General features: G+C 70.8%; 24 protein-coding genes and 1 other RNA gene. 11 read left to right on the top strand and 14 right to left on the bottom strand.

Annotated elements, in window-relative coordinates:
* The first annotated feature begins 174 nt into the window (after window positions 1–174).
* The gene (locus tag OJ962_RS27005) at window positions 175–705 is read left to right on the top strand and encodes a hypothetical protein (RefSeq protein ID WP_202956923.1); all 531 of its coding nucleotides are present in this window, start codon (window positions 175–177) and stop codon (window positions 703–705) included.
* Window positions 706–839: 134 nt separating this feature from the next.
* Here OJ962_RS27005 and OJ962_RS27000 read toward each other — a convergent pair whose 3' ends face one another.
* Window positions 840–1,568 (bottom strand): SDR family oxidoreductase, encoded by a 729-nt coding sequence (locus tag OJ962_RS27000; protein WP_202956922.1) that lies wholly within the window; start codon window positions 1,566–1,568, stop codon window positions 840–842.
* A 75-nt stretch (window positions 1,569–1,643) separates the two neighbouring features.
* Here OJ962_RS27000 and OJ962_RS26995 point away from each other — a divergent pair, with 75 nt between their 5' ends.
* Window positions 1,644–2,504, top strand: a complete 861-nt coding sequence (locus OJ962_RS26995; protein WP_202956921.1) for a LysR family transcriptional regulator — start codon at window positions 1,644–1,646, stop codon at window positions 2,502–2,504.
* 384 nt (window positions 2,505–2,888) lie between these two features.
* Here the strand turns inward: OJ962_RS26995 and OJ962_RS26990 are convergent, their stop codons facing one another.
* From OJ962_RS26990 to OJ962_RS26975, 4 genes are all read right to left on the bottom strand, one after another.
* Entirely contained in the window at window positions 2,889–3,605 is a 717-nt protein-coding gene (locus OJ962_RS26990; RefSeq protein ID WP_270006732.1) for a hypothetical protein, read from the bottom strand.
* A 447-nt stretch (window positions 3,606–4,052) separates the two neighbouring features.
* Window positions 4,053–5,318, bottom strand: a complete 1,266-nt coding sequence (locus OJ962_RS26985) for a hypothetical protein (protein WP_270006731.1) — start codon at window positions 5,316–5,318, stop codon at window positions 4,053–4,055.
* A gap of 755 nt (window positions 5,319–6,073) precedes the next feature.
* Window positions 6,074–6,462, bottom strand: a transfer-messenger RNA (tmRNA) gene (gene ssrA / locus OJ962_RS26980).
* Window positions 6,463–6,481: 19 nt separating this feature from the next.
* Window positions 6,482–7,072 (bottom strand): TetR/AcrR family transcriptional regulator, encoded by a 591-nt coding sequence (locus tag OJ962_RS26975; RefSeq protein ID WP_202956918.1) that lies wholly within the window; start codon window positions 7,070–7,072, stop codon window positions 6,482–6,484.
* A 55-nt stretch (window positions 7,073–7,127) separates the two neighbouring features.
* Here OJ962_RS26975 and OJ962_RS26970 point away from each other — a divergent pair, with 55 nt between their 5' ends.
* From OJ962_RS26970 to OJ962_RS26960, 3 genes are all read left to right on the top strand, one after another.
* Entirely contained in the window at window positions 7,128–9,122 is a 1,995-nt protein-coding gene (locus OJ962_RS26970; RefSeq protein ID WP_270006730.1) for an MMPL family transporter, read from the top strand.
* 4 nt (window positions 9,123–9,126) lie between these two features.
* Complete coding sequence (locus OJ962_RS26965; protein WP_202956916.1) at window positions 9,127–10,488, top strand: dihydrolipoyl dehydrogenase family protein; 1,362 nt, start codon at window positions 9,127–9,129, stop codon at window positions 10,486–10,488.
* A gap of 291 nt (window positions 10,489–10,779) precedes the next feature.
* Window positions 10,780–11,616 (top strand): glutathione S-transferase family protein, encoded by an 837-nt coding sequence (locus OJ962_RS26960; RefSeq protein ID WP_202956915.1) that lies wholly within the window; start codon window positions 10,780–10,782, stop codon window positions 11,614–11,616.
* Here the strand turns inward: OJ962_RS26960 and smpB are convergent.
* Genes smpB through OJ962_RS26940 form a run of 4 tightly spaced genes read right to left on the bottom strand, consistent with a single transcriptional unit; the run spans window position 11,606 to window position 15,085 of the window.
* On the bottom strand, window positions 11,606–12,046 hold the full coding sequence (gene smpB / locus OJ962_RS26955) for an SsrA-binding protein SmpB (RefSeq protein ID WP_202956914.1): 441 nt from the start codon (window positions 12,044–12,046) through the stop codon (window positions 11,606–11,608). The two genes, OJ962_RS26960 and smpB, sit on opposite strands and share 11 nt — an antisense overlap.
* Before the next feature lie 20 nt (window positions 12,047–12,066).
* Window positions 12,067–12,417, bottom strand: coding sequence for a hypothetical protein (locus OJ962_RS26950; protein WP_202956913.1), 351 nt, complete (start codon window positions 12,415–12,417; stop codon window positions 12,067–12,069).
* Window positions 12,414–13,760 (bottom strand): DUF1501 domain-containing protein, encoded by a 1,347-nt coding sequence (locus OJ962_RS26945; protein WP_202956912.1) that lies wholly within the window; start codon window positions 13,758–13,760, stop codon window positions 12,414–12,416. Before OJ962_RS26945 ends, OJ962_RS26950 begins: the two co-directional genes overlap by 4 nt.
* Entirely contained in the window at window positions 13,757–15,085 is a 1,329-nt protein-coding gene (locus tag OJ962_RS26940; RefSeq protein WP_270006729.1) for a DUF1800 domain-containing protein, read from the bottom strand. The genes OJ962_RS26945 and OJ962_RS26940 overlap by 4 nt, the downstream gene beginning before the upstream one ends.
* Window positions 15,086–15,155: 70 nt before the next feature.
* On the opposite strand from OJ962_RS26940, the gene fdhA reads away from it, so the two are divergent.
* Window positions 15,156–16,373 (top strand): formaldehyde dehydrogenase, glutathione-independent, encoded by a 1,218-nt coding sequence (gene fdhA, locus OJ962_RS26935; RefSeq protein ID WP_202956910.1) that lies wholly within the window; start codon window positions 15,156–15,158, stop codon window positions 16,371–16,373.
* On the opposite strand, the gene OJ962_RS26930 is transcribed toward fdhA, so the two are convergent.
* From OJ962_RS26930 to OJ962_RS26920, 3 genes are read right to left on the bottom strand one after another with little or no spacing between them, the layout of a single operon-like run.
* Complete coding sequence (locus OJ962_RS26930) at window positions 16,363–18,009, bottom strand: ribonuclease R family protein (RefSeq protein WP_202956909.1); 1,647 nt, start codon at window positions 18,007–18,009, stop codon at window positions 16,363–16,365. The genes fdhA and OJ962_RS26930 overlap by 11 nt on opposite strands.
* Entirely contained in the window at window positions 18,006–19,178 is a 1,173-nt protein-coding gene (locus OJ962_RS26925; protein WP_202956908.1) for a S41 family peptidase, read from the bottom strand. The genes OJ962_RS26930 and OJ962_RS26925 overlap by 4 nt, the downstream gene beginning before the upstream one ends.
* A 39-nt stretch (window positions 19,179–19,217) precedes the next feature.
* Window positions 19,218–19,592 (bottom strand): ATP-binding protein, encoded by a 375-nt coding sequence (locus OJ962_RS26920; RefSeq protein WP_255526116.1) that lies wholly within the window; start codon window positions 19,590–19,592, stop codon window positions 19,218–19,220.
* 7 nt (window positions 19,593–19,599) lie between these two features.
* On the opposite strand from OJ962_RS26920, the gene OJ962_RS26915 reads away from it, so the two are divergent.
* Window positions 19,600–19,947 carry an STAS domain-containing protein gene (locus OJ962_RS26915; protein ID WP_270006728.1) on the top strand — a complete coding sequence of 116 codons (348 nt, stop codon included), beginning with the start codon at window positions 19,600–19,602 and terminating at the stop codon, window positions 19,945–19,947.
* A gap of 3 nt (window positions 19,948–19,950) precedes the next feature.
* Complete coding sequence (locus tag OJ962_RS26910) at window positions 19,951–21,594, top strand: SpoIIE family protein phosphatase (RefSeq protein WP_202956905.1); 1,644 nt, start codon at window positions 19,951–19,953, stop codon at window positions 21,592–21,594.
* Here the strand turns inward: OJ962_RS26910 and OJ962_RS26905 are convergent.
* Both OJ962_RS26905 and ftsE read right to left on the bottom strand, forming a co-directional pair.
* Window positions 21,566–22,459 carry a cell division protein FtsX gene (locus tag OJ962_RS26905; RefSeq protein ID WP_202956904.1) on the bottom strand — a complete coding sequence of 298 codons (894 nt, stop codon included), beginning with the start codon at window positions 22,457–22,459 and terminating at the stop codon, window positions 21,566–21,568. The genes OJ962_RS26910 and OJ962_RS26905 overlap by 29 nt on opposite strands.
* Window positions 22,456–23,274, bottom strand: a complete 819-nt coding sequence (ftsE, locus tag OJ962_RS26900) for a cell division ATP-binding protein FtsE (RefSeq protein ID WP_202956903.1) — start codon at window positions 23,272–23,274, stop codon at window positions 22,456–22,458. Before ftsE ends, OJ962_RS26905 begins: the two co-directional genes overlap by 4 nt.
* A gap of 83 nt (window positions 23,275–23,357) precedes the next feature.
* Here ftsE and OJ962_RS26895 point away from each other — a divergent pair, with 83 nt between their 5' ends.
* The 3 genes from OJ962_RS26895 (at window position 23,358) to OJ962_RS26885 (ending at window position 25,407) form a co-directional block, all read left to right on the top strand.
* Window positions 23,358–24,608, top strand: a complete 1,251-nt coding sequence (locus OJ962_RS26895) for a M16 family metallopeptidase (RefSeq protein WP_202956902.1) — start codon at window positions 23,358–23,360, stop codon at window positions 24,606–24,608.
* A 28-nt stretch (window positions 24,609–24,636) separates the two neighbouring features.
* Entirely contained in the window at window positions 24,637–24,972 is a 336-nt protein-coding gene (locus OJ962_RS26890) for a hypothetical protein (protein WP_202956901.1), read from the top strand.
* Window positions 24,973–25,044: 72 nt separating this feature from the next.
* Window positions 25,045–25,407 carry a hypothetical protein gene (locus tag OJ962_RS26885; RefSeq protein ID WP_270006727.1) on the top strand — a complete coding sequence of 121 codons (363 nt, stop codon included), beginning with the start codon at window positions 25,045–25,047 and terminating at the stop codon, window positions 25,405–25,407.
* Window positions 25,408–25,421 lie beyond the last annotated feature (14 nt).

The following is a 25,421-nucleotide window of genomic DNA, read 5'->3' as shown; positions in this document are numbered from 1 at the left end:
GAACGTCTTCGAACCCCGAACCGGAGGGCAAGCGCGACCGGGGAGAAGTAGCGAAACCGTCGAAAAGGAACCATCTGTCGGCGCCGGCTTCGCTGTTGCGTCCATGGTGGTGCAGCGGTGCGGTGGACGGTTTACCGAGCGGACGATTGCGCCGACGGACCTACCCTGCCGGCTGTGAGCGTCGGCAAGCTGCGGAGCAGCGGACTCGCGCTGGCTTGGATGACCGTACTGGCTGCCGGGATGTTCGCCTGGCTCGGGGCGCCGGACATCCCGGTCTCCGAGACCTCCGGCAATGGGTGCGGCCGATGGAACGGCGCTGAGCTGAGTCTGCATCGGAAGCAACTCGTGCCCTTCTTACTGCTGCCGCTGCTCATTGCAGATGGCATCGCGGCTACGTGGATCGTGATGCGGCGTGCCGACCTCAAGAAGTTCGGCGTCGTCGCGACCAGTGGACTGGCATGGGTGCTCACCTGGCTTTGGCAGCCGGCGAACGTCGCGTACGTCTGGTCGCAACTGCTGTCGGTCATCGTCGTGCCGGCCGTCGTCTTGGCGCTTCTCATCTGGTCTGCAATTGCGGGATCAGCGGCGCGGCAGCGGTCGGAGCCGCTGCCGCGCGGCACTCTCCCGGTGCTGGCGCTGGTGCCGCCGTTCGCGTTCATAACCCTCGTGCTGTGGACACGGACGCCATGGATTTGGACGTGTTGAGCCGCGCTCAAGTGAGGTCCATGGACTTCCGTTCCAGCTTGGACGCGGCGGCGAGACGGGGAAACACCGGTACAGATGCGCGAGATCGTCGAAACGGGCCACAATCGCGTTAGGCAACACTGGAACTGAACGGGTCACACGAGCGTCGCTCCGCCGTCGATGGGCAGCGTGATCCCTGTCGTATAGCCGTTAGCCATCAGCTGAAGGATGCCAAGCGCGACGTCGGCCGCTTCGCCGACCCGACCGACGAGCAGCTGATCGGCGAGTCCGGTGTACATCGCGTCGCGGTCGGCTTCCCCCATGGCGCCCCACAGCGGTGTACGGACGACGCCCGGCGCGACGGCGTTAACCCGTAGCGGCGCGAGCTCGACGGCGAGCGCGCGGGTGACCGCTTCGATCGCTCCGCAGATGGCCGCGGCCACCGTCCACCCCGCTTGCGGTCGCGTCGCCGCGCTTCCAGACATCAAGACGATCGAGCCGCCGGGTCGCAGCCGCGGCGCCGCGTGCTTCGCGGCCGCGAGGGCGCCCCACAGACGGGTCTCGAAGAACCCCCGCGCGGCGGTGAGGTCGGTCTCGGCGAGCTCGTTCAGGACGAGGTTCTCGCCGGCCGTGAAGACGAGGTGGTCCAACGAGCCGAGCCCGGCGATCAGCGCTTTGATCGCATGCTCCGATGCGAGGTCGGCGACGTGGCCTTCGGCGGTCGCGGGCAAGGTCTCCAGCGCCGCAGTGAGGCGAGCTTCGGTGCGCGAGGCGATCACTACCCGCGCGCCTTGCGCCGCGGCCAGCTGCGCGGTCGCAAGGCCGAGGCCTGAGGTGCCCCCGAGGAGCGCGATGCGCTGTCCGTTCACGTCAAATGCGTTCATGTCCACAGGGTCGTCCTCGCACCGCCCGGCGTCCAAGACCGATCTGGGACACGGTGATAGCGTCGCGGCATCACGGTGGATCTCGACCTTGTCAAGCTCCGCAGCTTTGTGGCGGTCGCGGAGACGTTGCACTTCGGTCGCGCCGCCGAGCAGCTGCACCTTGCGCAACCCGCGCTGAGCCGTCAGATCCAGGCGCTCGAGCGCCACCTCGGCACGCCGTTGCTCGACCGGGACCGGCGGTCGGTGTCGCTCACCGCCGCCGGGCGCCAGCTGTTCGAGGACGCGGTGCCGCTGCTCGCGGCCGCCGAGGCCGCACGCCGACGCGTGCAGCGGGCGGCGCGCGGCGCGGACCGGTTCATTGTCGGCTTTCGCACGGGGGTGCTCCCGACGGCGGCCGTGCGTCGCTTCACGGCCGCGCACCCGGAGTTCACGGTCGACGTCATCCGCCTGGAGTGGGACGAGCAGGAGGACGCGATCCGCACGGGGCGTGTCGACGTCGCCTTCGTGCGCCGTCCGATCGACGAGCGGGCGATCCGGCTGACCCCGCTGTACGCCGAGCCTCGGCTCGTGGCGCTACCCGCCGACCATCCGCTCGCTCGATCCGCGACGCTCACGACCGGCGAGCTCGCCGGTGAGCGCTACCTCAAGTACCTGCAGCCGGTCCAGGGCGCCGACGGGCGCACGATGCGTCTACGGGGCGTGGAGGAGAAGCTCGAGTACGTCGCCGCGGGTCACGGGATCATCTTGCTGCCGCGCTCGGTGACCGAGCATTTCCGTCGCCCCGACGTCGTCTACGTGCCGGTCACCGACGCAGAGCCCGACGAGGTGCTGCTCGCTTACGAACGGTCTCGCCGGTCAACGGCGTTATTCGCGTTCGTCGAGGCGGCCCTACTGGCACCCCGCGACGCAGATGATGACCTGCAACAGACGACCTGATCGAGCGATCCGTGACCGACGCTGAGGTGCTCAGCCACCTCCGGTAACGCCGTGAGCTCGTCGCGCTTGTCGATCAAGGCGTCTCGTTCGCAATCGAGAAGCGTGCGTTGCACGGCCAACTCGGCCTGAAAGTCAACGCTCATGCTGCACGAACAGCCTTTGCGCATCGCGTCGGGCTGGTCGTCAGCGAGGGCGTCGGCGGCAGCTGCGATAGGCATGGACAGCTGGCCGTACTCACCGCGCTGGCGCGTCGTGACGCGGGTCCGAGAACAGTGCTCGTGTTCATGCGTGTCTCGGCGCTGGGAGGTGGTGGACAACCGCTGTTTCGACAGCGATCGAAAGTAGCGCTTGTGTGGATAGACGCTATTTTCGACGAGCGTCGAACTAGGGCTGTAACTGACTCCGATCACGTTGCTGACCAGCGGTCTCGATTGACGAGCTCGGGATAACCGACCGAGTCCCCGTCCGTTGGCGGACGTCGTCCTTGACGCTCTCCAGCGTTCTCGTTCGGAGCTTCGATCGCGGAAGTCCGACCCGAGCGGCGGACCGATTCACGGCCTCCAGCACGTCGGGACGATCGCTGACGTAGATCAACCCAGCGAGGGCCCCAGAAGCCAGTGCGTGCTCGTAGCCGCCGAGGATCGCGTCAAGGCGTCGGGGCGCCTTGGCCGACAGCTCCACCTCGACCGCGATGCGAGCGCCACGCAGTTCGATCCCGAGGCCGGGACGATGTCGAGCGCGGCGATCGGCCCACACCACCGGGACCAGCCACGCCTCGCGCGATCGCGCCTCGAGGTCGCTGACCCAAATGCGCTCGCGCACCGTGACGAGCGCGGCGACCCATGAGACGGCTCGCGCGTGCCGAAGCCCGGAGCCGTGCGTGCGGGCGCGGATGGTGCGATGGTCGGCGGCCACCGCCCGCCGGCCCGCGGCGATAATCGACACGACCGAGCCGCCCGGGTCGAAGGTGCGCTCGACCAGGCCAGCCTTCTCGAGCCGCTCGACGTGCGAGTAGCCGGTGCGCCAGCCGACGCCGATCGCACACCACAACGGCTCGATCCCGGCCACCTCCACCCGCGCCAGCCACCGCAACGCCTCCATGCTTCGCGGCCCTGGCCCGCGCGCACGCCCTCGACCACCCCGGACACTCACCGCGCGCCTCCTGCCCACTGGCCGCACGCCTGCTGTCTCCCGCGACTCCCGCCGCTCGTCGGCTTTCGCGCCGATATACGGCCCTCTCCCCTTCTTCTCTCCTGTGGCCGTGCTGCCGTTGCCGTTCTTGTCCCTGCCCTCGCTTCCAGTTCTCTGCTGTTTCCCCCTGTCCCTGCACCACCTCGCCCGTCCGCTGATCCCTCACCACCACCTCTTGGGGGGATTGGATCCGACCCCGCTCGCCACCACCCTCAAATGTCACGTAGGGCGGGCGGGGTCGGATCCAAGCCCCCCACCACCACCGCCCCACACCAGGGATCAGCGGACGGGCGCTACAGAATCCGTTGTGTAGCGAATTGCGTAGCCCCTGATCCGCCCGGAGCGTCGTGAACGTGGTCATAGCTGGAGGTCCTCCTGAAGTCGCCAGCGGCCCTGCGCGAGCTCGTCGCGGTAGCGGGTGACGCGTGCGCCGATCCCGTCGAGCTCCTCGAAGCGATCCGGCTCCATCAGCCGTGGCTGCCGGTCGGCCAGTGCGCGCAGGTGCCCAAGGGCGAGCTCGGCGTTCGGCCAGCTCGCCGGGTTGCCGCCCGCGAGCAGCACGAGGTCGCGCACACGCCGGCGCCGGCGCTCGGCGGTCTCCGCCCGGGCCACCGCCATTCGGAAGGCGATCGACCGCTGCTGCGCCCTTCGCCCGTCGCGGCGCCGTTCCGCGCGGCCGCAGGCTCGGGCGAGCCGAACGGGGTCTCGCTCGCCGGCGACCGCGCGCATGCCCAACGCGAGCCGCTGCAGGTTCGCGACATCACCGGCCAGCCGATCGGCGCGTCCGATCGCGGCCAGCACGCACAACGCTGCCGCTCCGCTGGTCGGCCAGCCAGGTGGCCGGTGTGCCGCGAACGCCTCGTAGAGTCCGACGGCGCGAGCGACGCGTTCGACGGAGACGCGACCGGCGGAGGCGCCGCCCGTGTCGATCGCCCTGGCCAGCCCGTAGCGGTACACCACCCAGGCTTCTCGGAGACGGCCGAGCGGACAGCGCTGACCGGCTGGCCAATGGCGAGCCTCATAGGCTCGTGCCTCGACCTGCGGCGCGAGCAGCGCCGCGCGCTCCGCGGCGGCGCGCCGGAGCGCCGCCAGGCGCTCGGCGAACTCGTTCTCGCGCTCGTGCGCGCCCGTCTCAGCGACAACGGTTTCGACCTCCCAAGCGGCTCGGGCTGCCAACCGAACGGCCGGAACCCCGATCTGCGACGTCTCAGGTCTCCGACAGCGTTTCGCGGAGACCGGCGAGGGCGCCGACGGAGGAGGCGCTCCGAAGGGATGCGTCAGTTCTCTATGAGCTATCGCTGCCTCGACTGCCGCGCGGCGTCGACGCTCGTGTTCCTCGACCCGCCGCGCGACCGCCAGGCGCGCTCGGGTCCGAGCGGCCGGGACGGCGCTGCGGTCACGGATCGCACCGAGCGCCGGCGCGCGTCGCGCCGTTTGCCGCCGAGCTCGTTCGCGTGCTCGCCAGCGGCACGCGCGCCGACGAGCTGCAGCGAGCTCGTGGACGGCCGGCCCGGGTGCCCGCTGCAGGACGATTTGCGTGCGCCACCGGCGGCCACCGTCGTCGCGCTCGGGCTCGTGCACGACCACGCCGGCGGCCTCGAGGTCGTCGAGCCAGCGCTGCACGCTCCGCCGATGCGCACGGACGAAGCGCTCCCGCGCGGCACCGCCTCGCGGGACCGGCCCCCAGCCCATGACCGGCGCGAGCCCGACGACAAGCTGCGCGATCGACGTCGCGTAGCGCGCCGAGCGGCTCGCGTGCCCGAGCCGGAACAGGTAGCGCTTCACGGCGTGAACCCGCGTCTCCAGCCGATCGTCGCCGGGCGTGCTGCAGCCGCGCGCGGCGCGCGCTCGGCTGAGCAGCGCGCACACGATGAGGCGGCCCGGTTCGGGCGGCAGCGGCTCGATCGCCGGCCGGTACCAGCGGCGGCGAGAAGAAGCAGTGTCCAGCGGCACCGCCAGCGCCAGCGGCGCAGGGCAGCACGAAGCAGCTCGCTCGCGAACGGACGCTCGCGGCGCAGCTGGGAGGGTCCCGAATCAGGCCGCACGCGATCCATCCGGCGGACGGGTACGATTCAAGAACAGTTCATATGTGGGCTCCGACGCGAACCGCGTCAGAGCCGGAGTGGCCGGCGACGGCCGCAGAACGAGACCGGGCGGGCACCCGGTCTTTTTCGTTCCTGGGCCGAACGCTCAGGCGGACCGCGACAACGTGAGGAGCACGACCCACGCGATAGGGAGCAGCGTGCTCCCCACTTGCTCCCTACGCACCCGATCGCGCTCGCAAGGAGCGGTTTTCCGCTGCGCGGCCGTTCGGACCCGCGCAAAGAACAACCCGCCGCACAGGCCCCCAATTCGAGGTCCTGCGCGACGGGTTGTACGAGTGGAGACGGCGGGAATTGAACCCGCGTCCGCAGTCGCGCCAAGCCGGCGTCTACGAGCGTATTCGGTGGTCTGGATCTCGCCCCTCGCTTGCTCCACCGACAAAGGTTGAGAGGGGCCAGCCCGATCGGAAGTCCCCTCCGTCGGCTCAGGCAGGCGTCTGGAGGGCGAGCCTACTTATGACTCAGCTGATCCCCGTCGTAGGCTCCGGGAGCTGAGGCTCACCTTCTAGTTTCGGCTAGACGGCGAGAGCGTACTCGTGAGCCTCATCGGCCACGAGAGCGGGATTCTTGTCCGCATTTGTGTTGTACCGGTTTTTTACGGGGCCTCCGGTACCCCGACTCGCAACCGACCCCACGAACCGACCACGTCGAAGCCTGTCGTCCCCTGGTGTCGAGCACGACATTCTAGAGGCTCGGGGCCGGCCAATCCAGTCCGCGCAGCAGTGAGACGGCCGCGGCCAGGTGTTCTCGCGGCGGAACGTCCGGCTGCAGGAGCACGAGCCGGCGTGCGGCGCTCATCGCGCCCATGAACGCGCCCGCCAGCAGCTCGGCGCGCTGGGCGTCGGCACCGCGTCCACGCAGGAAGGTGACGACCGCGGCGTGGTGGTCGGCGACCAGGGCCGCGTCGCGGCGCTGGAGCTCGGGCTCGCGGTCCAGGACACGGAGCATGGTGCCGTCGGAGGTCGGGTCGTCCAGGCGCAGGAGCGCGAGCAGCGCGTCGACCATGGCGTCGAGCGTGGGCGTCGCCGCCGGGGCCTCGTTCAGCAGCTCGGCGAAGCGGCCGACCTGCTCGGCGTGCCGGTGGAAGACGATGTCGTCCTTGCGCGGGAAGTGGCGGAACACCGTCCGGGGCGCGACGCCGGCCGCCTCGGCGATCTGCTCGACCGACGTCTCGGCGTAGCCCTGCTCGACGAACAGCGTCTGCGCGGCGGCGACGATCTCGGCCCGCGCACGGGCGCGGTTGCGGTCACGCAGCGTCGGGCGATCCTCCGGCACACGAGAAGCGTATACGCTGACAGTCACTGCCATTTAGACAGTTGGAGTCAACTCTGTGCGTCTTCTCTTGATCTCAGCGGGCCGCCGGTCGCGCTTCGTCGTCGCGGTGCTGGCCGTGCTGATCGCCGGCGGGCTGTCGTCCCAGGCGGGCAAGCTCGAGGAGGTCCAGAAGAGCGACCTCGCGGAGTTCCTGCCCGGCGACGCCGAGTCGGTGCAGGCGCTGCAGGCGGCGCGCGCCTTCCCGTCCGGCGACGTCAGCCCCGCGGTGGTCGTGATCGCGCGCGAGGGCGGGCTGACCCAGCAGGACAAGGACGCGCTGAACGGCCTGCGCGACCTTGACGGCCTCCCGCTCGCGACGCCGCAGGTCCCCGAGCCCACGTTCACCGACGACGCCGGCCTGCTCGCGATCCCGCTCAAGGGCCAGAACTCCGACCTCGTCGCCGAGGCGGTGGACACGTTGCGCGAGCAGTCCTTCCCGGACGGCCTCGAGCACGCCGTGACCGGCCCGGCGGGCTTCTCGACCGACCTCAAGAACGTCTTCGCCGGCGCGGACACGCGCCTGCTGGCGGTGACCGGCGGGCTCGTCCTACTGCTGCTGATCCTCATCTACCGCTCGCCGGTCTTCTGGCTGGTGCCGTTCTTCACCGTCATCCTCACCGAGGGCGCCACGCGCGGCCTGGCCGCCCTGCTCGGTGAGGCGGGCCTGGTCATCAACGGCCAGAACGCGGGCATCCTGTCCGTGCTCGTGTTCGGCGCGGCGACGGACTACGCGCTGCTGCTGGTCGCCCGCTACCGGGAGGAGCTGACCCGCCACGAGCGCGCGACCGACGCGATGGCCACCGCGCTCAAGGGCGCCGCGCCCGCGATCCTCGCCTCCGGCGCGACGGTCATCGTCGGCCTGTTCACGCTCGTCTTCGCCGCGGTGGACTCGTCCGCATCGATCGGCCCGCTCGGCGCGGCGGGCGTCGCCGTCGCGCTGCTGATGAGCCTCACGCTCCTCCCCGCCACGCTCACGATCGCCGGCCGGCGCGCGTTCTGGCCGTTCATCCCGCGCCACGGCGACGACCTCGACGACGATTACAGGAGCTGGCGCGCCCTCGGCCGGCGCATCGCCGCCCGCCCGCGTCCGCTGTGGGTCGGCAGCATGATCGTCCTGGTCATCCTCGCGCTCGGCCTCACGGGCCTGGACACCTCGCTCACGCAGGAGCAGCAGCTGCGCGGGAACCCGGAAGCGGTTGAAGGCCAGGAGCTCCTGGGCGAGCAGTTCCCGCCTGGCACCTCCGCGCCTGCGACGGTCATCGTGCCGCGCGGCGGCGACGTGGACGCCGTCAAGAACGCGGTCGAGGTCCAGCGCGAGGAGGAGGGCGAACCGGGCACGCAGCTGAGCGTCGTGCTCGCCGACGACCCGTTCTCCGAGGAGGCGGTGCAGTCCATCCCGCGCCTGCGGGACGCCGTCCAGCAGGCCGAGCCACGCGCCCTGGTCGGCGGGCAGACCGCCCAGTCCTACGACCTGCGGCAGGCCGCCGAGCGCGACAACCTCGTGATCCCGCCGCTGACGCTGCTCGTCGTCCTGATCGTCCTGATCGGCCTGCTGCGCGCGCTCGTCGCGCCGGTCCTGCTGCTGCTCGCGACCGCGCTGTCGGCGGCCGCCGCGCTCGGCGCGGGCGTCGTGATCTTCGACGTCATCCTCGGCCTGCCGGCGGTCGACCCCGCGCTTCCGCTGCTCGCGTTCGTGTTCCTGGTCGCGCTCGGGATCGACTACACGATCTTCCTGATGGCGCGCGCCCGCGAGGAGGCGCTCCAGCAGGGCACGCGCCGCGGGGTGATCGCGGCGCTGGCGGTCACCGGCGGCGTCATCACGTCGGCGGGCATCGTGCTCGCGGGCACGTTCAGCGCGCTCGCCGTCCTGCCGCTGGTGGTGCTCACGCAGCTCGGCACCGTGGTCGCGTTCGGCGTCCTGCTCGACACGCTGCTCGTGCGCAGCGTGCTCGTGCCCGCCCTCGTGCACGACCTCGGCGCGAAGGTCTGGTGGCCGTCGAAGCTAGGGTGACGCCATGCGGAGCTTCGATGTCGTGGTGATCGGTGCGGGACCAGCGGGCGAGGTGGCCGCGGGCCGGCTCGCGGAGAAGGGACTGAGCGTCGCGATCGTCGAGGATCGCCTCGTCGGGGGCGAGTGCTCGTACTGGGCGTGCATGCCGTCGAAGGCGCTGCTGCGGCCGTATGAGGCGCTGGCCGAGGTCAAGCGCATCCCGGGCGCGGCGGAGGCCGTAACGGGCGAGCTCGACGCCGCGGCCGTGCTCGCGCGCCGCGACGAGATCATCCACGACCTCGACGACAGCGCGCAGATGCCGTGGCTCGAGGACCGCGGGATCGAGCTCATCCGCGGCCGCGCCGTGATCACCGGCGAGCGGCGCGTGACCGTCGGCGACGAGGAGCTCGAGGCCAAGCGCGCCGTGTTCCTGGCGACGGGCTCGCTCCCGCTGATGCCGCCGATCGAAGGGCTCGACGCCATCGACGGCGCGTGGACCAACCGCGACGCGACGGTCACCAAGACGGTCCCGGAGAGCGTGGTGGTGATGGGCGGCGGCGTCGTCGGCGTGGAGATGTCGCAGGCGTTCCAGACGCTCGGTTCCCAGGTGACGCTGATCGAGGGCGCGCGCCGGCTGCTCCCCAATGAGGAGGAGTTCGCCTGCATCGAGCTCACCGAGGCGCTGAGCAAGCTCGGCGTGAACATCCGCACGGGCCGCAAGGCGACCAAGGTCGAGCAGGCCGAGGACGGGATGGTCACCGTCCATATGGACGACGGCACCACGGCGACGGGCGAGAAGCTGCTCGTCGCGCTCGGCCGCAAGCCGCAGACGGAAGGCGTCGGGCTCGAGCAGCTCGGGCTCGAACCCGGCAAGCCCGTCCACGTGGACGCGCACATGCGCGTGGCCGGCCACGAGTGGCTGTACGCGCTCGGCGACGTCAACGGCCGCGCGCTGTTCACCCACATGGGCAAGTACCAGGCCCGGGTGGCCGCCGACCACGTGCTCGGCCACGATCACGCGCTCTCGCACGGCGCCGACGGCCCGCTGTCCCCGCGCGTCGTCTTCACCGAGCCGCAGGTCGCGGCGGTCGGCCACACGACCGAGACCGCTGAGCAGGCGGGATTGATCGTCGACGTCGTCACGACCTCGACCTCGGGCAACGCCGGCGGCTCGTTCTACGGCCGTGACCAGCCGGGCACGGTGCAGTGGCTGGTGGACCGCGAGCGCAAGATCATCGTCGGCTGCACGATGACCGGCGCGGAGATCGCGGACTTCCTGCACGCGGCGACGATCGCGGTCGTCGGCGAAGTGCCGCTCGCCACGCTGCGTCACGCGATCCCGAGCTTCCCCACCCGCTCCGAGATCTGGCTCAGGCTCGACGCTTAAAGAAGTCGAGACGCGGAGGGAGCCACTTTCGCGTCTCCGACCTCCGCGTCTGAGCCGACCCTACGCCGCCGCGAGCGCGCGATGCAAGCGCGCTCGTGACATTTCGCACGCTCTTTCCGCTGTTTCGATGCGCGTCGAACCTTTGGTACGATCCCCATCGAACCAGCAGAAGGAGTCACCGCATGACCCAGACCGCGCCCACTCCCACCGCAGCACCCACCACCACGTCCAAGCCCCCGTTCCGCAGACTGGTCGTGTTCACCGGCAAGCCCTGACGGTAAGACTCCACCCGTGAGCGCCGGAGCCTTCGTCCGCCAGCAGAGCAAGTTCCGCGACCGCCCTGAGGGTGGACCGGAACGCCACCACCTCTACGTCGCGCTCGCGTGCCCGTGGAGTCAGCGGGCGGCGATCGTTCGGGCGGTCACGGGGTTGGAGATCGGCATCTCGTATGCGCACCCGTTCCGCGACGAGCGCGGCTGGGCGTTTCCCGGCGGCCGCTTCGCGGACGAGATCAACGGCTTCGCTTTCCTGCAACAGGGCTACGACGTCACCGACCCGAGCTTCGAGGGCCGCGTCTCGGTGCCGGTCCTGTGGGACAAGGAGACCGGGCGGATCGTGAACAACGAGTCCGCCGACATCGTCGTGATCTTCGACGAGTGGACGGGCGGCACGCTGTACCCGGCCGACAAGCGCGCCGAGATCGACGAGCTCAACGGCTGGATCTACGAGGAGTTCCAGAACGGCGTGTACCGCGCGGGCTTCTCGCGCTCACAGGAGGCCTACGACGAGGCGTTCCGCGGCGTGTTCTCCGCGCTGGACCGCCTGGAGGCCCTGCTCGCCGACCGCACCTACCTCGCCGGCGACGACATCACGCTCGCCGACTGGCGCCTGCTCCCCACGCTGCTGCGCTTCGACGCCGTCTACCACACGCACTTCCGCTGCAACGGCAAGCGCCTGATCGAATTTCCGAACCTGCTCCGGTACACCCGGGACCTCTACGCGCAGCCGCACGTCGCCGAGACGTTCGCGCTCGACGAGGTCAAGGAGCACTACTACACGACGCACGACGAGCTGAACCCGAAGCGGATCATCCCGCAGGGGCCGCTCGACCTGGGCTTCACCGCCTGAAGCTGCGCTCGATCTCGCGCTTCATCTCGCGCTCCTTGATCGAGTGCCGCTTGTCCTTGGCGTCCTTGCCGCGACCGAGCGCGATCTCGACCTTGGCGTGACGGCCCTTGAAGTAGAGCCGCGTCGGGACCAGCGTGAGGCCCTTCTCCTTGGTCTTGCCGATCAGCTTCTCGATCTCGCGCCGGTGCATGAGCAGCTTGCGCGGGCGCTCGGGCTCGTGGTTCTCGCGCGTGGCCTGCGGATACGGCGCGATATGGACGTTGTGGAGCCAGACCTCGCCGTTGTAGACGGTCGCGTAGCCGTCCTTGATGACCGCCTTCTTGTCGCGCAGCGACTTGACCTCGGTGCCCGTGAGCACGAGGCCGCACTCCCACTTGTCGAGCAGGTTGTACTTGTAGGAAGCCTGGCGGTTGTTGGCGATATCGGCCACACCTCCATTTTGACAGGCAACTACCTCACGTTCAGCACGGCGCGCATGCCCGCCCGCTTGTGCCCTTCGATCGAGCAGTAGAGCTCCCAGCGACCCTTGCTCAGCTTGCCCCGCCACTCGGCGACACCGCCCGGCAGCGTCTCCGGCACCGAGGCGATCTGCGCCCGGACCTTGCCGATCTGACGCAGTTTGAGGTCGTGCGGATCCTCGCCCCGGATCGCGAGCTGGACGATGGCCGCGCCGGGCTTGACGTTCGTGCGCGAGAGCGTGAAGCGGAACTCGGTCGCCTCGACCAGCAGGCGCTGCGGCGCCGCGGCCTGCGCGGGGGCGGCGAGGTACAGCAGCGCGAAGATGAACAGCAAGCGCCTCACTTGAGGATCACCGGCTTCCCGAGGCCGCGCGCGTCGGGCAGGACCGCCGCCGGGTCGACGCCGAACCAGTCGCCGCACAGCGCGCCGTAGAGCCCGCGGAAGTCCGAGGTGGCGCGCAGGTTGCCGCCCGCGTCGAGCTTGTCCACGCCCGGGAACTCGCCGATCATGCGGCCCGCGGCGCGCGTGCCGATGAGGAAGCCGACGCCGGCGGCGCCGTGGTCGGTGCCCGAGCCGTTCTCGGCCGCGCGGCGCCCGAACTCCGACCACACGAGCGTGAGCACCCGGTCGGCGAGCCCGCGCGCCTCGAGGTCGCGCTGGAACGCGAGCAGCGAGTCGAACGTGAGCTGGAGGTTCTTGGGCATCGTCTCCTGCTGGTTGGCGTGCGTGTCCCAGGTGCCGGGCGCACGGACGGAGGCGGCGCGGATCGGGAGGCCGGCGGCGAGCATCGCGGCGAACCCGGCGAGCCGCTTGGGGAAGTTGTCCGCGGTCTGCGGGTAGGCGGCGGCGGGCGCGTACAGCGGCTTGCCGTCGGCGCCCAGCGGCGCGAGCGCGTCGCGCACGGTGCCGGCGAAGGCGGCGGCGCGCGCGGCCTGCGCGATCGCGGGATCGCCGGAGCCCTGCAACGATCGGCCGATCTGCGTGAAGGCGGGCACGGCGAGCTCGTCCGCGGGTCCCCACGCGCCGGGCGCCCAGAAGCCGAACTCCTCCGGCTTGGCGATCGCGGCGACGGGGTTGCGGGCGGTCGCGAGCGCGGGTGCGAGATGGCCGTCGAGCGACACGCCCTGCAGCGGGTTGTCGGGCGCGCCGACGCCGTCGAGCACGCGGCCGAGCCAGCCCGTGCGCAGGTTGGCGTCCAGCGCACCGACCTCCCAGAAGTGGCGCGAGGTGAAGTGCGACTGGTCGGCGCCCGTGTAGCCGACCGCGGGCAGGACGGAGACCTTGCCCTCGGCGTGCAGGTCGGCGAGCGCGTTCACGGACGGATGCCAGCGCAGGCGCGGGTCCTCGGCGAACGGGCGGCCGTCGTTGAGCGCCAGACGCGGGCGCAGCCGGCGGTAGGTCGCGTCCTCGACCGGGGCCAGCACGGAGAGGCTGTCGACGCCGCCGTCCAGGAAGACGTTGAGCAGCACGGTGCCCTGCGGCGCGCCCTGGGCGTGCGCGACGCCGGTCTCGAACGCCGGCAGCTTCGCGAGCTTGCCGGCACCGTAGACGGCCAGGCCGAGGCCGGCGCTGCGCAGCAGGAAGTTCCGGCGCGAGAGGCCCGTGCCCGCGGGCTCGGGCATGCCGGGCTCGATCGCGGGCAGGCCGGCGGACGCGCGGGCGTGTTCGGTGCAGCAAGTGTTCATGCGGTGAGGTAGTCGGGGGAGGTGGCGACGAGCATGCGGAGCGCGTTCAGCGCGAGCACCGGGTAGGTCTTCTGCTTCCAGTCCTTGTCGGCCGTGGCCAGCGTGTCGGCGGCGTAGCGCTCGAGGCCTGCGCGGACGGGGCCGCTGAGCTTGGGCGAGCCGAGGAACGCGGCGGCCTGGTCCACCAGCTGCGCCGGATCGGCGGGCGCGGTCTGCGTGTCCGGGTTCAGGCGGGCGGGCTCGCAGATGTGCTGGGCCATCAGCCAGCGGGCGCGGAACGTGGCCGTGTCCAGCCAGCGCGTGTCGTCCCACCCGGAGACGTTCGGCGGCAGGAACAGGTACTGGCCGGCGGCGTCGCAGATCCACGACCACGCGGGCGTGTCGATGCCGCGGCCGACGGCGCGCAGCATGCCCGCGCACTGGACGACGGGCGGCTTGACCATCCGCTTGCCCGCGTCGTAGAGGTCCGGGTGCGCGAGGATCGCCTCCAGCACGGGCCGCACCTCACGACCGGACTTCAGGTAGAGCTTGGCCAGCTGCTTGCGCGTCGCGGGCGACGGCTTGGTCGGGATGAAGTAGCCCCACAGCTTCGTGACGAAGAAGTCCGGGTGGCGGCGGTGTCGCGTGACGAGGCGGACGCCCTCCTGCCACGTGAACTTGCCCTTCTTGCCGTAGATGCGCTTGGCCCTGTCGTCGTGCAGTTTGCGCTCGTAGCGGAAGCGCGTCGGGCCGGAGTCCGTCCAGTCGTTGGCGAACCCGGTCAGCGCCCGCGCGAGCTGGCGCACGTCGCCCTCGCTGTAGCCGTTGCCCGCGCCGAGGCAGAACAGCTCCTGCAGCTCGCGGGCGTAGTTCTCGTTCGGGTTCCAGACGTTGTTGGCCGTCCCGTTGAGCCACAGCAGCATCGCCGGGTCCTTGGTGATGTCGACCGCGAGCCGCTCGAAGTTGCCGAGCGCGTGCCGGCGCAGCAGCGCGTTCTGGCGCAGCATCAGCTTCTGCGGGACGCCGTCCTTGGAGGTCGCGAACCAGTCGTGCCAGACGAGCGTCATGCGCTCGACGAGCGGCGCCTCCGTCCGCACCATCCGGTCCAGCCACCACAGGTGGTCGTGTCCCCAGGCGTCGCGCGGCGCGAGCGGCGCGCCGTCCACGGCCGGGTTGGGCCCGACGAGCCGCCTGGACTCCGGGCGCGTCAGCGAACGGATCGCGCCGCGCAGGCCGAGCTTGGCCAGCTCCGCCGCCTGCCCCGGCTTGGGACCGAACCCCGCCCGCCACAGCAACCGCGTCGCCTGCTCTTCACCGAATGACCCCTTGTACGCAGGAACCGCCACGACGTAGTGCATCGGACCGCGTCCGCGTGAGCTAAAGCGCCGTGGCCTTCCCGACGGGTACGCGCGCCATATGGCTGACAATCGAGGGGTCGCCTACATGGGCCCCGGGGAGGTCGAGGTGCAGACCATCGACTTCCCGAGCTTCACCGTCCAGGCTGGGCCTGGCGTGCCGGAGGAGAACGTCGGCCGCGAATGCCATCACGGCGTGATCCTCCGGATCGTCTCGACCAACATCTGCGGCTCCGACCAGCACATGGTCCGCGGCCGCACGACCGCACCCGAGGGGTTGATCCTCGGGCACGAGATCACCGGCGAAGTGATCGAGAAGGGGCGCGACGTCGAGTTCCTCGACGAGGGCGACCTGGTGTCCGTGCCGTTCAACATCGCGTGCGGGCGCTGTCGCAACTGCAAGCAGCAGGACACGGGCATCTGCCTCACCGTCAACCCCGAGCGGCCCGGCGCGGCGTACGGCTACGTCGACATGGGCGGCTGGGTCGGCGGGCAGGCCGAGTACGTGATGGTCCCATACGCCGACTTCAACTGCCTGAAGTTCCCGGACAAGGCGCAGGCGATGGAGAAGATCCTCGACCTGACGATGCTGTCGGACATCTTCCCGACCGGCTTCCACGGGTGCGTGACCGCGGGCGTGCGGCCCGGAAGCACCGTGTACGTCGCGGGCGCGGGCCCGGTCGGGCTCGCCGCCGCGCACTCGGCGCAACTGCTCGGCGCGGCGGTCGTGATCGTCGGCGACCTGGTCCAGGCGCGCCTGAAGCAGGCGGCGTCGTTCGGCTGCGAGACGGTCGACGTCTCCAAGGGCGACCCGAAGGACCAGATCGAGCAGATCCTCGGCGTGCCGGAGGTGGACGCCGGCGTCGACGCGGTCGGCTTCGAGGCCCGCGGCCACGGCGCGGACTCGGAGTCCGAGCACCCCGCGACCGTGCTCAACAGCCTAATGGACCTCACCCGCGCGGGCGGTAAGCTCGGCATCCCCGGGCTCTACGTCACGGGCGACCCGGGCGCGTCCGACGAGGCCGCACAGCAGGGCTCGCTGTCGATCCGGATCGGGCTCGGCTGGGCCAAGTCGCACAGCTTCGCGACCGGTCAGTGCCCGGTCATGAAGTACCACCGGGACCTGATGCAGGCGATCCTCAACGGCCGCGCGCAGATCGCCAAGGCCGTCAACGCGCAGGTGATCTCGCTCGACGAGGCCCCGCAGGGCTACAAGGACTTCGACCAGGGCGAGTCCGTGAAGTTCGTCATCAACCCGAACGGGCTCGTCACAGCGTGACCGGCAGGAGGTCGACGCGCCCTCGCGGCGCGTCGATCTTCTCCACCTGCACGGTCACCTCGTCGCCGATGCGGATGCGCTTGCCCGAGCGGGCGACCAGCATCGTCTCCTGCTCGTTCAGGTCCCACCAGTCGTCGCGCAGCGCCCGCACCGGGAGCAGGCCCTCGAAGCCGTCGAAGGCGACGAACGCGCCCGCGCCGATCACGCCCCGCACCTCGCCGGTGAACTCGCGCTGCCAGCTGGTCTGGAAGAGCTCGGACTCGAGCAGGAAGGCGCGGGCGACGTTGTCGGCGGCGCGCTCGATGCTCATCGCGTCGCGTTCGCGCTGCGAGCACCACTCGGCGGCGGGCTCGAGGTCGTGCGGGCGCACCGTCGGCTCGTCGAACCCCAGCGCGTTCAGCAGCGCACGGTGGCAGATGAGGTCCGGGTAGCGGCGGATCGGCGACGTGAAATGGCAGTAGCGCTCCGAGCGCAGGCCGAAGTGGCCGAGGTTGCGGGCGCTGTAGCGCGCCTGCTTGAGCGACCGCAGGATCAGCGACGTGTAGGCCGGGCCGTGGACGCGCCGCGCGGCCTCCTCCACCAGCTCGCCGGCCTGCTTGGCGGTCAGGTGCTCCGGCGCGGGCGGCACCGGCAGATCCAGGGACGTGAGCTGGTCGAGAAGGTGCTCCACGCGCGCCGGGTCGGGCGGCTCGTGCACGCGGAAGACGCCGGCGAGCTTGCGCTTCTCCAGCAGGTCGGCGACGGCCTCGTTGGCGGCGATCATCAGGAACTCGATCAGCTCGTGCGACTCGGTCGCCTCGCTGGACTCGACGCCGCGCACGTGGCCCTCGCGCGAGAAGGCGAACTCCGGCTCGCTGGACTCGACGGTCAGCGCGCCGCGCGCCGCGCGCTTGTCCGCCAGCGCCCGCGCCACCCGGCGCGCCGCCGCCAGCCCCTGCGGCCCCGCCTCCCCCGCGGCGAACAGCTCGTCCACCTCGGGGTACGACAGCCGCGCGTCCGAGCGGATGATCGACCGGTGGAACGCGGTCCGGCGCACCGCGGCGCCGTCGAACTCGAGCTCCACCGTCACCGCCAGCCGGTCCTGGTGCGGCACCAGCGAGCACGCGCCGTTCGAGAGCGCCTCCGGCAGCATCGGCTCCACCAGTCCGGGCACGTACACCGACGTCCCGCGCCGGAAGGCCTCGCGGTCGACCGGCGAGCCCGCCGGCACGAACGCCGCCACGTCCGCGATATGCACCCACACGCGCACGGCGCCGTCGTCGAGCTCCTCGGCGGAGATCGCGTCGTCGAAGTCGCGTGCGGTCGGCGGGTCGATCGTGAACGTCGGCAGCTCGCGCAGATCGCGCCGCCCGGACTCGTCCGGTGCCGCCTCCCGCGCCGCGCGCTCCACGAGCGGATCGAAGCGCCGCCGCAGCCCGCGCTGGAGCATCAGCCCCTCCAGCACGTCGCGCGCCACGTCGGGCCGGCCGAGCCGGCGCACGACCCGGAACCGCCGGCCCTTGGCCGCCCCCACCTCCACCAGGTCGCCGACGCCCTCGCGGCGCGGCTTCTCGACCTCGATCCGCGGCCCGGGCTCGAAGAGCGGCGTGACCGCGTAGTGCTTGCCGTGCTTGGAGAGGACGCCGACCAGCGTCAATCCTTGGTCACCGTCTCCAGTGCCTTGTCGAGCGCCTCGTCGGGCTCGGTCTCGGGATTGTCGGACGCCTGGATGTCCGGGGTTATACCCGCGCCCTTCTGCACCCCACCGCCGCCGAGGTTGCGGCCGGACGGCGTGAAGTACTCGCCGACGGTGATGTCCAGCGCGCCGCCGTTCTCGAGCCGCATGATCTCCTGGAAGACGCCCTTGCCGTACGTGCGCGTGCCGACGACCTTGGCGCGCTTGCGGTCCTGCAGCGCGCCCGTGACGATCTCCGACGCCGACGCCGAGCCCTGGTCGACGAGCACGACCACCGGGACGTCGGACGCGATCGCGCCGCCCGTCGCGTTGTACTTGCGCTCCGGCCGCGAGCGGCCCTTGGTGGACACGACCCGCCCGTCCTTGAGGAACACGGACGCGACCTCCACGGCCTCGTTGAGCAGCCCGCCGCCGTTGTGGCGCAGGTCGAACACGACGCCCTCGGCGCCCCGCTTGAGCTGCTCCTTGACCGCGCGGTCGACGTCGTCGCCCGAGCCCGACGTGAAGCCGGCGAGCGACACGTGCGCGATCTTCTTGCCGTCATGGGTCTCGGTCCGGCTCTGGACGATCGGGATGTCCACCTTGGCACGTTCGAGCTTGAGCTTGCGCCCGTCCTTGAGCCCCAGCGTCACCTCGGTTCCGGCCGGCCCCTTGATCAGCGTCGTGGACTCCTCGGAGGTCTTGCCCTTCAGCGATTTGCCGTTGGCGCTGGTGATGACGTCGCCGGGCTTGAGCCCGCCCTCCTTGGCCGGCGAGCCGTCGTAGACCTCGGCCACGCGCAGGCCCTCGGCCACGGCCGTCACGCTCATCCCGACGCCCTCGAAGGCGCCCTCGGTGTCGAGCTGGAACGCGTGGTATTCGGTCGGCGAGAAGTAGTGCGAGAACTGGTCGTCGAGCGACTCCACGGCCTTCTCGAGCGACGTGTTGAGCAGCTTGCCGCGGTCGACCTCGCGGTAGTAGTCGGCCTCGATCTTGTCCACCGCCTCCTCGTACAGGCGCCCGTCGCTGTCGGCGACGAGCGTGTCACGCGCGAAGCCGGGCAGGAACTCGGGGTGTCCGCCGAGCAGGATGCCGACGATCAACGCGAGCGGGACGAGGAGGATGAGAAGAGCGGTGCGGAGCGTTCGCATGGACGACGCCTCACGTTAGTGCCCGTTTGTCAGATGACGCTAAGCCCGCACTTCGAGCTCGAACCAGACGCAGGTGCGCTCCCCGCGCTCCACCGCCCAGCGGGAGGCGACCGCGTCGGTGAAGTGCAACCCCCACCCGCGCTCGTTGCCCGCGCCGGCGCGCCGGGGCACCCACTCGAACCCGGCGCCATTGTCGTACACCTCGACGCGTAGACGCTCATCCGAGACGTCCATCCGGACCTCGACCGCGCCGTCATCGGGCACGTGCTCGACGGCGTTGGCGACCAGCTCGGAGGTGAGCAGACGGGCGTCGTCGAGCGTCGATTCAGGCAGCGCACCGTCCATCTGCGCCAGCATCTCGCGGGCGTGGGCGGCTGCCGCTCGAGTTTTTGGGAAGCTTTGCGAGTAGACCATGGGCCGGTTGACGGGTACAGCCGTACCCGCAAGGAACGTCGTGCTCTCATTTAAAGTTGAAAGACAGCAGTCCAACGGCAAGCTCCGGATCGTGATCCGGGGTGAGCTGGACATGGAGACGGGGCCTCGCGCGGAGGAGGAGCTCCGCCGCGCCGAGGAGGACAAGCCCCAGGTGCTGGTGCTCGACCTGCGGGAGGTGTCGTTCTTCGACTCCACCGGCCTGCAGCTCGTCCTGGACGCCGACGTCCGTGCCCGCGAGGAGGGCCGGACGTTCATCGTGATCCCGGGTGACGGCGAGCCGCGCCGTGTCCTGGAGCTCGCGGAAGTGACGGACCGGCTCAACCTCGAGGAATAGCCGGTGGCCGGCGATCTGGCCCTCTTCGACGAGGCGCTCGACCAGTCCGGAACCGGGTTCCTGCTCACGGACCCGCACCGGCCGGACCACCCGATCGTCTACGTCAACCAGTCGTTCCTCGACATGACGGGCTACGCCGAGGACGAGGTGCTCGGGCGCAACTGCCGCTTCCTGCAGGGGGCCGACACGGACCCGGAGGCGATCGACGAGCTGCGCCGCGCGATCGCGGAGGAGCGCTCCACCACCGTCCACCTGCGCAACTACCGCAAGGACGGCACCCCGTTCTGGAACGAGGTCCACATCGCGCCGGTGCGCGACGCGGACGGCACGGTCGCGCGCTTCGTCGGCGTGCAGGTCGACGTCACCGCCTACCGGGAGCCGCGCGCGCTGGCCGAGATCGCCGAGCGCCGCTCGAGCTTCCTCGCCAACGCCGGTCCGCTGCTGAACGCGTCGCTGGACCTGGACTCGACGCTCGCCTCGCTGGCGCGCCTGTCCGTGCCGTTCCTGGGCGACGTCTGCCTCGTGGAGGAGATCCGCCACGACGAGGTGCGCCGGCTCTCGTCCGCGGCCGCCGACGCGGAGATGGAGCACATGCTGCGCCGGCGTCCCAACCCGTCCGCGGTGCAGGACAACGAGTCCCTCGTGCGCGCCGTGCAGAGCGGCCGGGCCGAGATCGTCGACACCGACACGCTGCTCGGACGGCCGGCCAAGGCGATGATCGTGCCGCTGAAGGCGCGCGGGACGATCTTCGGCGCCGTCACCTTCGCGGCCTGCCAGCCCGGTCGCCAGTACGGCCAGCAGGATCTCGTGCTGGCCGAGGACCTCGCGCTGCGCGCCGCGCTCGCGATCGACAACGCGCGCCTGTACGAGAACCTCGGCACGGTCGCGCGGTCGCTGCAGCAGGGCCTGCTCCCGGAGCGCCTGCCGACGTTCGACGGCATGGACATTGCCGCGCGCTACCGGCCCGCGGGCGACGGCAGCCTCATCGGCGGCGACTTCTACGACGTCCTGCCCCGCGAGAACGGCATCGATCTGGTGATCGGCGACGTCACCGGCAAGGGCGCGCGCGCCGCCGCGCTCACCGCGCAGGTCCGCCACACGGTGCGCACCGCGGCCCAGTACGAGGAGAGCCCGAGCAGGATCCTCGACGTCATCAACCGCACGCTGCTGTCGGAGCGCGGTGAGGGCGGCGGGCGCTACTGCACGGTTGCGTTCTGCCGGCTCGAGGTCAACGGCCGGAAGCGCGGGGGCTCCGGGGGGGCGGCAGCCCCACCGGTCGATCTCAGAGCGACGATCTGTTGCGCCGGACACCCGATGCCGCTCGTGATGCGGCGCGACGGCGACGTGGAGCCGGTCGGCAAGCCCGGCTCCGTGCTCGGCTGGGTGCCGGACCCGAAGCTCCTCGACGTCACGTTCGAGCTCGGCGAGCAGGAGTCGCTCGTGCTGTTCACCGACGGCGTGACCGAGGCCCGCACGACCGGCGACCAGTACGGGCTCGCGGGGCTCGAGGCGCTGCTGCGCGCGGCCACGCGCGAGGACGCGTCCTCGATCGCCGGGCGGGTGGACCGCGCCGCGGCGCACGCGGGGGCGCGCCGCGACGACGTGGCGGTGCTGGTCGCTAGACGCGTAGGAACTTCCGCAGGCTGAGGCCGGAGCCCAGCGCGGAGACCGACACGGCCGCGACGAGCAGCAGGCCGATCAGCAGCGGGAAGTCGATCGTCTCGGGCGCCGCGATCAGCGCGAAGTCCGCGGCGAGCGGGTCGACCACGGCGATCTTGACCACCGCCAGGAGCAGGATCGCGACCACGCCGCCGAACAGGCCGACGATCACGCCCTCGAGCACGAACGGCCAGCGGATGAACCAGTCCGTCGCGCCCACGAGCTTCATGACCTCGACCTCGCGCCGGCGGGCGTAGAGCGACAGGCGGATCGTGTTCGCGATCAGCAGCATCGACGCGATGCCGAGCAGGCCCGCGAGCAGCGCCATGGTGATCTTCACGACGTTGGTCACCGCGAGGATCTTGTTGGTGTCCTCCTCGCGGTTGCGCACCTCGTCGATCGCGGGATCGACGACCGTGCGGCCGCCGCCGGGAGCCGAGGGCGCGAGCGCGTCGCGGATCTTGCCGATGTCGTCCGGATTGCCCGGCGTGATGCGGAACGTGTCCGGCAGCGGGTTGGAGCCGAGCAGCTCGTAGGCCTTCGGGTTGCGCTCGCGCTCGGCCTTGTAGGCCTGGTCCTTGGAGATGAACTCGACCTTCGAGATCATCGGCTCGGACTTGAGCAGGCGGTCGACACGCTCGATGTCGGCCCGCTTGGCGTCCGTCTTGAGGTAGACGTCGGCGATCACCTTGCCGCGGACCTCGTTGGCCGCGCCGGTCGTGGCCTGCACGACCGGGATGAACACGCCGAGCACGAGCACCGTGACGAGCACGGTGGCCATGGCGGCGAAGCTCGGGATCGCGTTGCGCTTGAGCGCCCGCAGCGCCTCGCGCAGGAAGAAGACGGGCTTCATCCCTGGGCGCTCCGCATCCGGACCGCGAACTCGCGGGTGGACTCGGCGGCCGCGTAGGCAGCGGACTGCTCGTCGCGGATCTTGCGGCCGTCGGCGAGCTCGATCACGCGCCGGCGCATCTTGTCCACCATCGCCACGTCGTGGGTGGCCACCAGCACGGTCGTGCCGGTCTGGTTGATGCGGTAGAGCAGCTGCATGATCCCGATCGACGTCTCGGGATCGAGGTTGCCCGTCGGCTCGTCCGCGATCAGCAGTGGCGGGTGGTTGACGAACGCGCGCGCGATCGCCACGCGCTGCTGCTCGCCGCCCGAGAGCTGGTCGGGATAGTTGTGGAGCTTGGTCGAGAGGCCGGTGAGGCGCAGGATGTCCGGCACCTTGTCGCGGATCTCGCGCCGGCCGCCGCCCGTCACCTGCAGCGCGTACGCGACGTTCTCGTACACGGTCCGGTTCGGGAGCAGCTTGTAGTCCTGGAAGATCACGCCGAGGTTGCGGCGGTAGTACGGCACGCGCGGCCGCGGGATCTTCGCCAGATCGCGGCCGGCCACGCGGATCTCGCCCGCCGTCGGCTCGAGCTCCTTGATCAGCAGCTTCATGGCGGTCGACTTGCCGGAGCCGGAGTGGCCCACGAGGAAGACGAACTCGCCGGGGAAGATGTCGAAGGAGACCCCGTCGAGGGCGGCGTCGGTGGCGCTGTAGCGCTTCTCCACCCCGCTGAAGGAGATCACCGCGCCGGTGGCGGGCGGGTGAGGGGCAGGGCTTCTATGTCCGCCGTCGCGCGTCCGGCGCCGGCGCAGGTGTCGTTCGGTTGCTGCCATGAGGCTCCCGTCGAGGGTACGCGGGGGGATACGCCCGGTACGCAAGGTTCCCTGCAAGGCCGGTTGAGTACGCTGATCCGACCATGGCGCGCATCGAGTCCTCATCCCTGCCGAACGGCCTGCCGCTGCACCGTGTCGAGCTGCCCACGCGGTCGACGACGATCCTCGTCGCCTTTGACGCGGGCGCGCGCACGGAGCGGGCCGAGGAGAACGGGATGGCCCACTTCCTGGAGCATCTGGTCTTCAAGGGCGGGCAGAAGTACGACGACTACCGCAAGGTCAACCAGACCGCGGAGACCATGGGCGCCGTCCTGAACGCGTACACGTCCCACGATCTCGTCGCCTTCCACATCACGTGCCGTGCCGAGGTCGCCGCGGAGGCGATCGACCTGCTGACCGACTTCGTCGGGCGCCCGAAGATCGACGCCGAGGAGCTCGACCGCGAGCGCGGCGTCGTGATCCAGGAGATCGCGCGCGCGCACGACCAGCCGTCGGTGATCGCCGAGCACCTGATCGACAAGGCCGCGTTCGGCGACCACCCGCTCGGCCGCCCCGTCCTCGGCCCGACCGAGCACCTGCGAGACACCTTCACGCGCGACGGCATCCTCGCCTTCCGCCGCCGCCAGTGGGTCGGCTCGCGCGGCGGCGCGTTCCTGGTCGGCAACCTGGACCACCTGCCCGAGAACTCCGAGATGGCCGAGCTGTTCGGCCGCTTCCCGTCGATCTCGGGCAACGGCAAGGCCGAGCCGGCGCCGGCGTTCCAGCCGACGACGCTGGTCGAGGAGCGCGAGTCGGCCCAGTCGCACCTACGGATGTCCTACCGGCCGTCGATCGACCCCCGCGTCGGTTCCGAGCGCGCCGCGCTGGCCGTCTACTCGACCCTGCTGGGCGGCTCGATGGGCTCGCGGCTGTTCGACGAGATCCGCGAGCAGCGCGGCCTCGCCTACAGCGTGTACGCGATCGACCACTCGTTCTCGGACGTGCCGATCCTGCAGCTCTCCGCGGGCCTGGAGTCCGGCAAGTGCGTCGAGGCGTTCACCCGCATGCGCGAGATCGTCGAGGAGCTGCGCACCGAGGGGCCGTCCGAGGAGGAGGTCGAGCGGGCGCGCGCGTACGCGGCCGGCCGGCGCGTCCTCGCGTTCGAGAACACGAACGCCGTCGCCCGCCACGCGGCGCAGCAGACCGTCGTCTTCGGGCAGGACATCGATCCCGACAAGGCGATCGAGGCGCTCGACGCGGTGACCTACGACGACGTCGTGGAAGTGGCGCGCGGCATCTCGGAATCGCTTTCCGTCGCGTGTGTCGGCCCGCATTCACAGGATGAGTTCAACTAGGCCCCGCTGAGCGGGCAGTGCGCTGCCTATGCAGCGCATCGCCGTTCTCCTGGCGCTGACCTCGCCGTCGGCGTCCGTGCGCTACACGTTCAACCGCAACGTCGCGGACTCGATCCTCAACACCGCGTGCGCCTCGGCCGCCAATCCCGTGACCGATCTCACCATCGGCGGTGAGGCGGTCACGCCGAGCGGCAACTACCGCATCACGGTCAGCACTACCTCGCCGACGGCGGCGACAACTTCGCCGTGCTGCCCGCAGGAACCGACCGCGTCGGCGGCGTCGTGGACCTCGACGCGTTCGTCGCGTACATGGGCCGCACAACGGCCGGCGCCCCGCTCGCGCCGCCCGCCCTGGACCGGATAACCGTCCAACCATGAGAAAAGGCTGTGGGGGCGGCTTGCCCCGTCCCCACCCATGGGCCACAATAGGAGCTGGGTGACCGCTTTCGACGAGCTCAATCACCGCGAGCTCGAGCGCTACGTGCGCCGGGTCTCGGACCGGTGGCCGCTTGACCGCGCGCTGCTCGGCGGCGCGCGGGTGGCGGATCTGCGTGGTGCCGGCGCTCAGCGCGAGCGCGGGCCCGAGTACGTGATCGTGCTCGTCTCCGAGCACTTCGACGGCGTGCCGTGGCTCGAGCGCGTGTACGTGACCGGGACGTTGTGGGACGCCTACGAGATGGGCGCACCCGCCGACGTGCACGCGTACACGCCGGTCGAGTTCGAGCGCCGGCGCGAGAACCTGCCGGCCGTGCGCGACGCGGCCGAGTGGGGCCTCGAACTTCTGCCTGAACACGCTTAAGCCGCGCGGCTCCC

The sequence above is a fragment of the Solirubrobacter deserti genome (assembly GCF_027587175.1).
In the GTDB taxonomy this organism is placed as follows: domain Bacteria; phylum Actinomycetota; class Thermoleophilia; order Solirubrobacterales; family Solirubrobacteraceae; genus Solirubrobacter; species Solirubrobacter deserti.
Note: the sequence above shows the minus strand (reverse complement) of the source record. Positions and strands in the feature narration are given on the sequence as shown.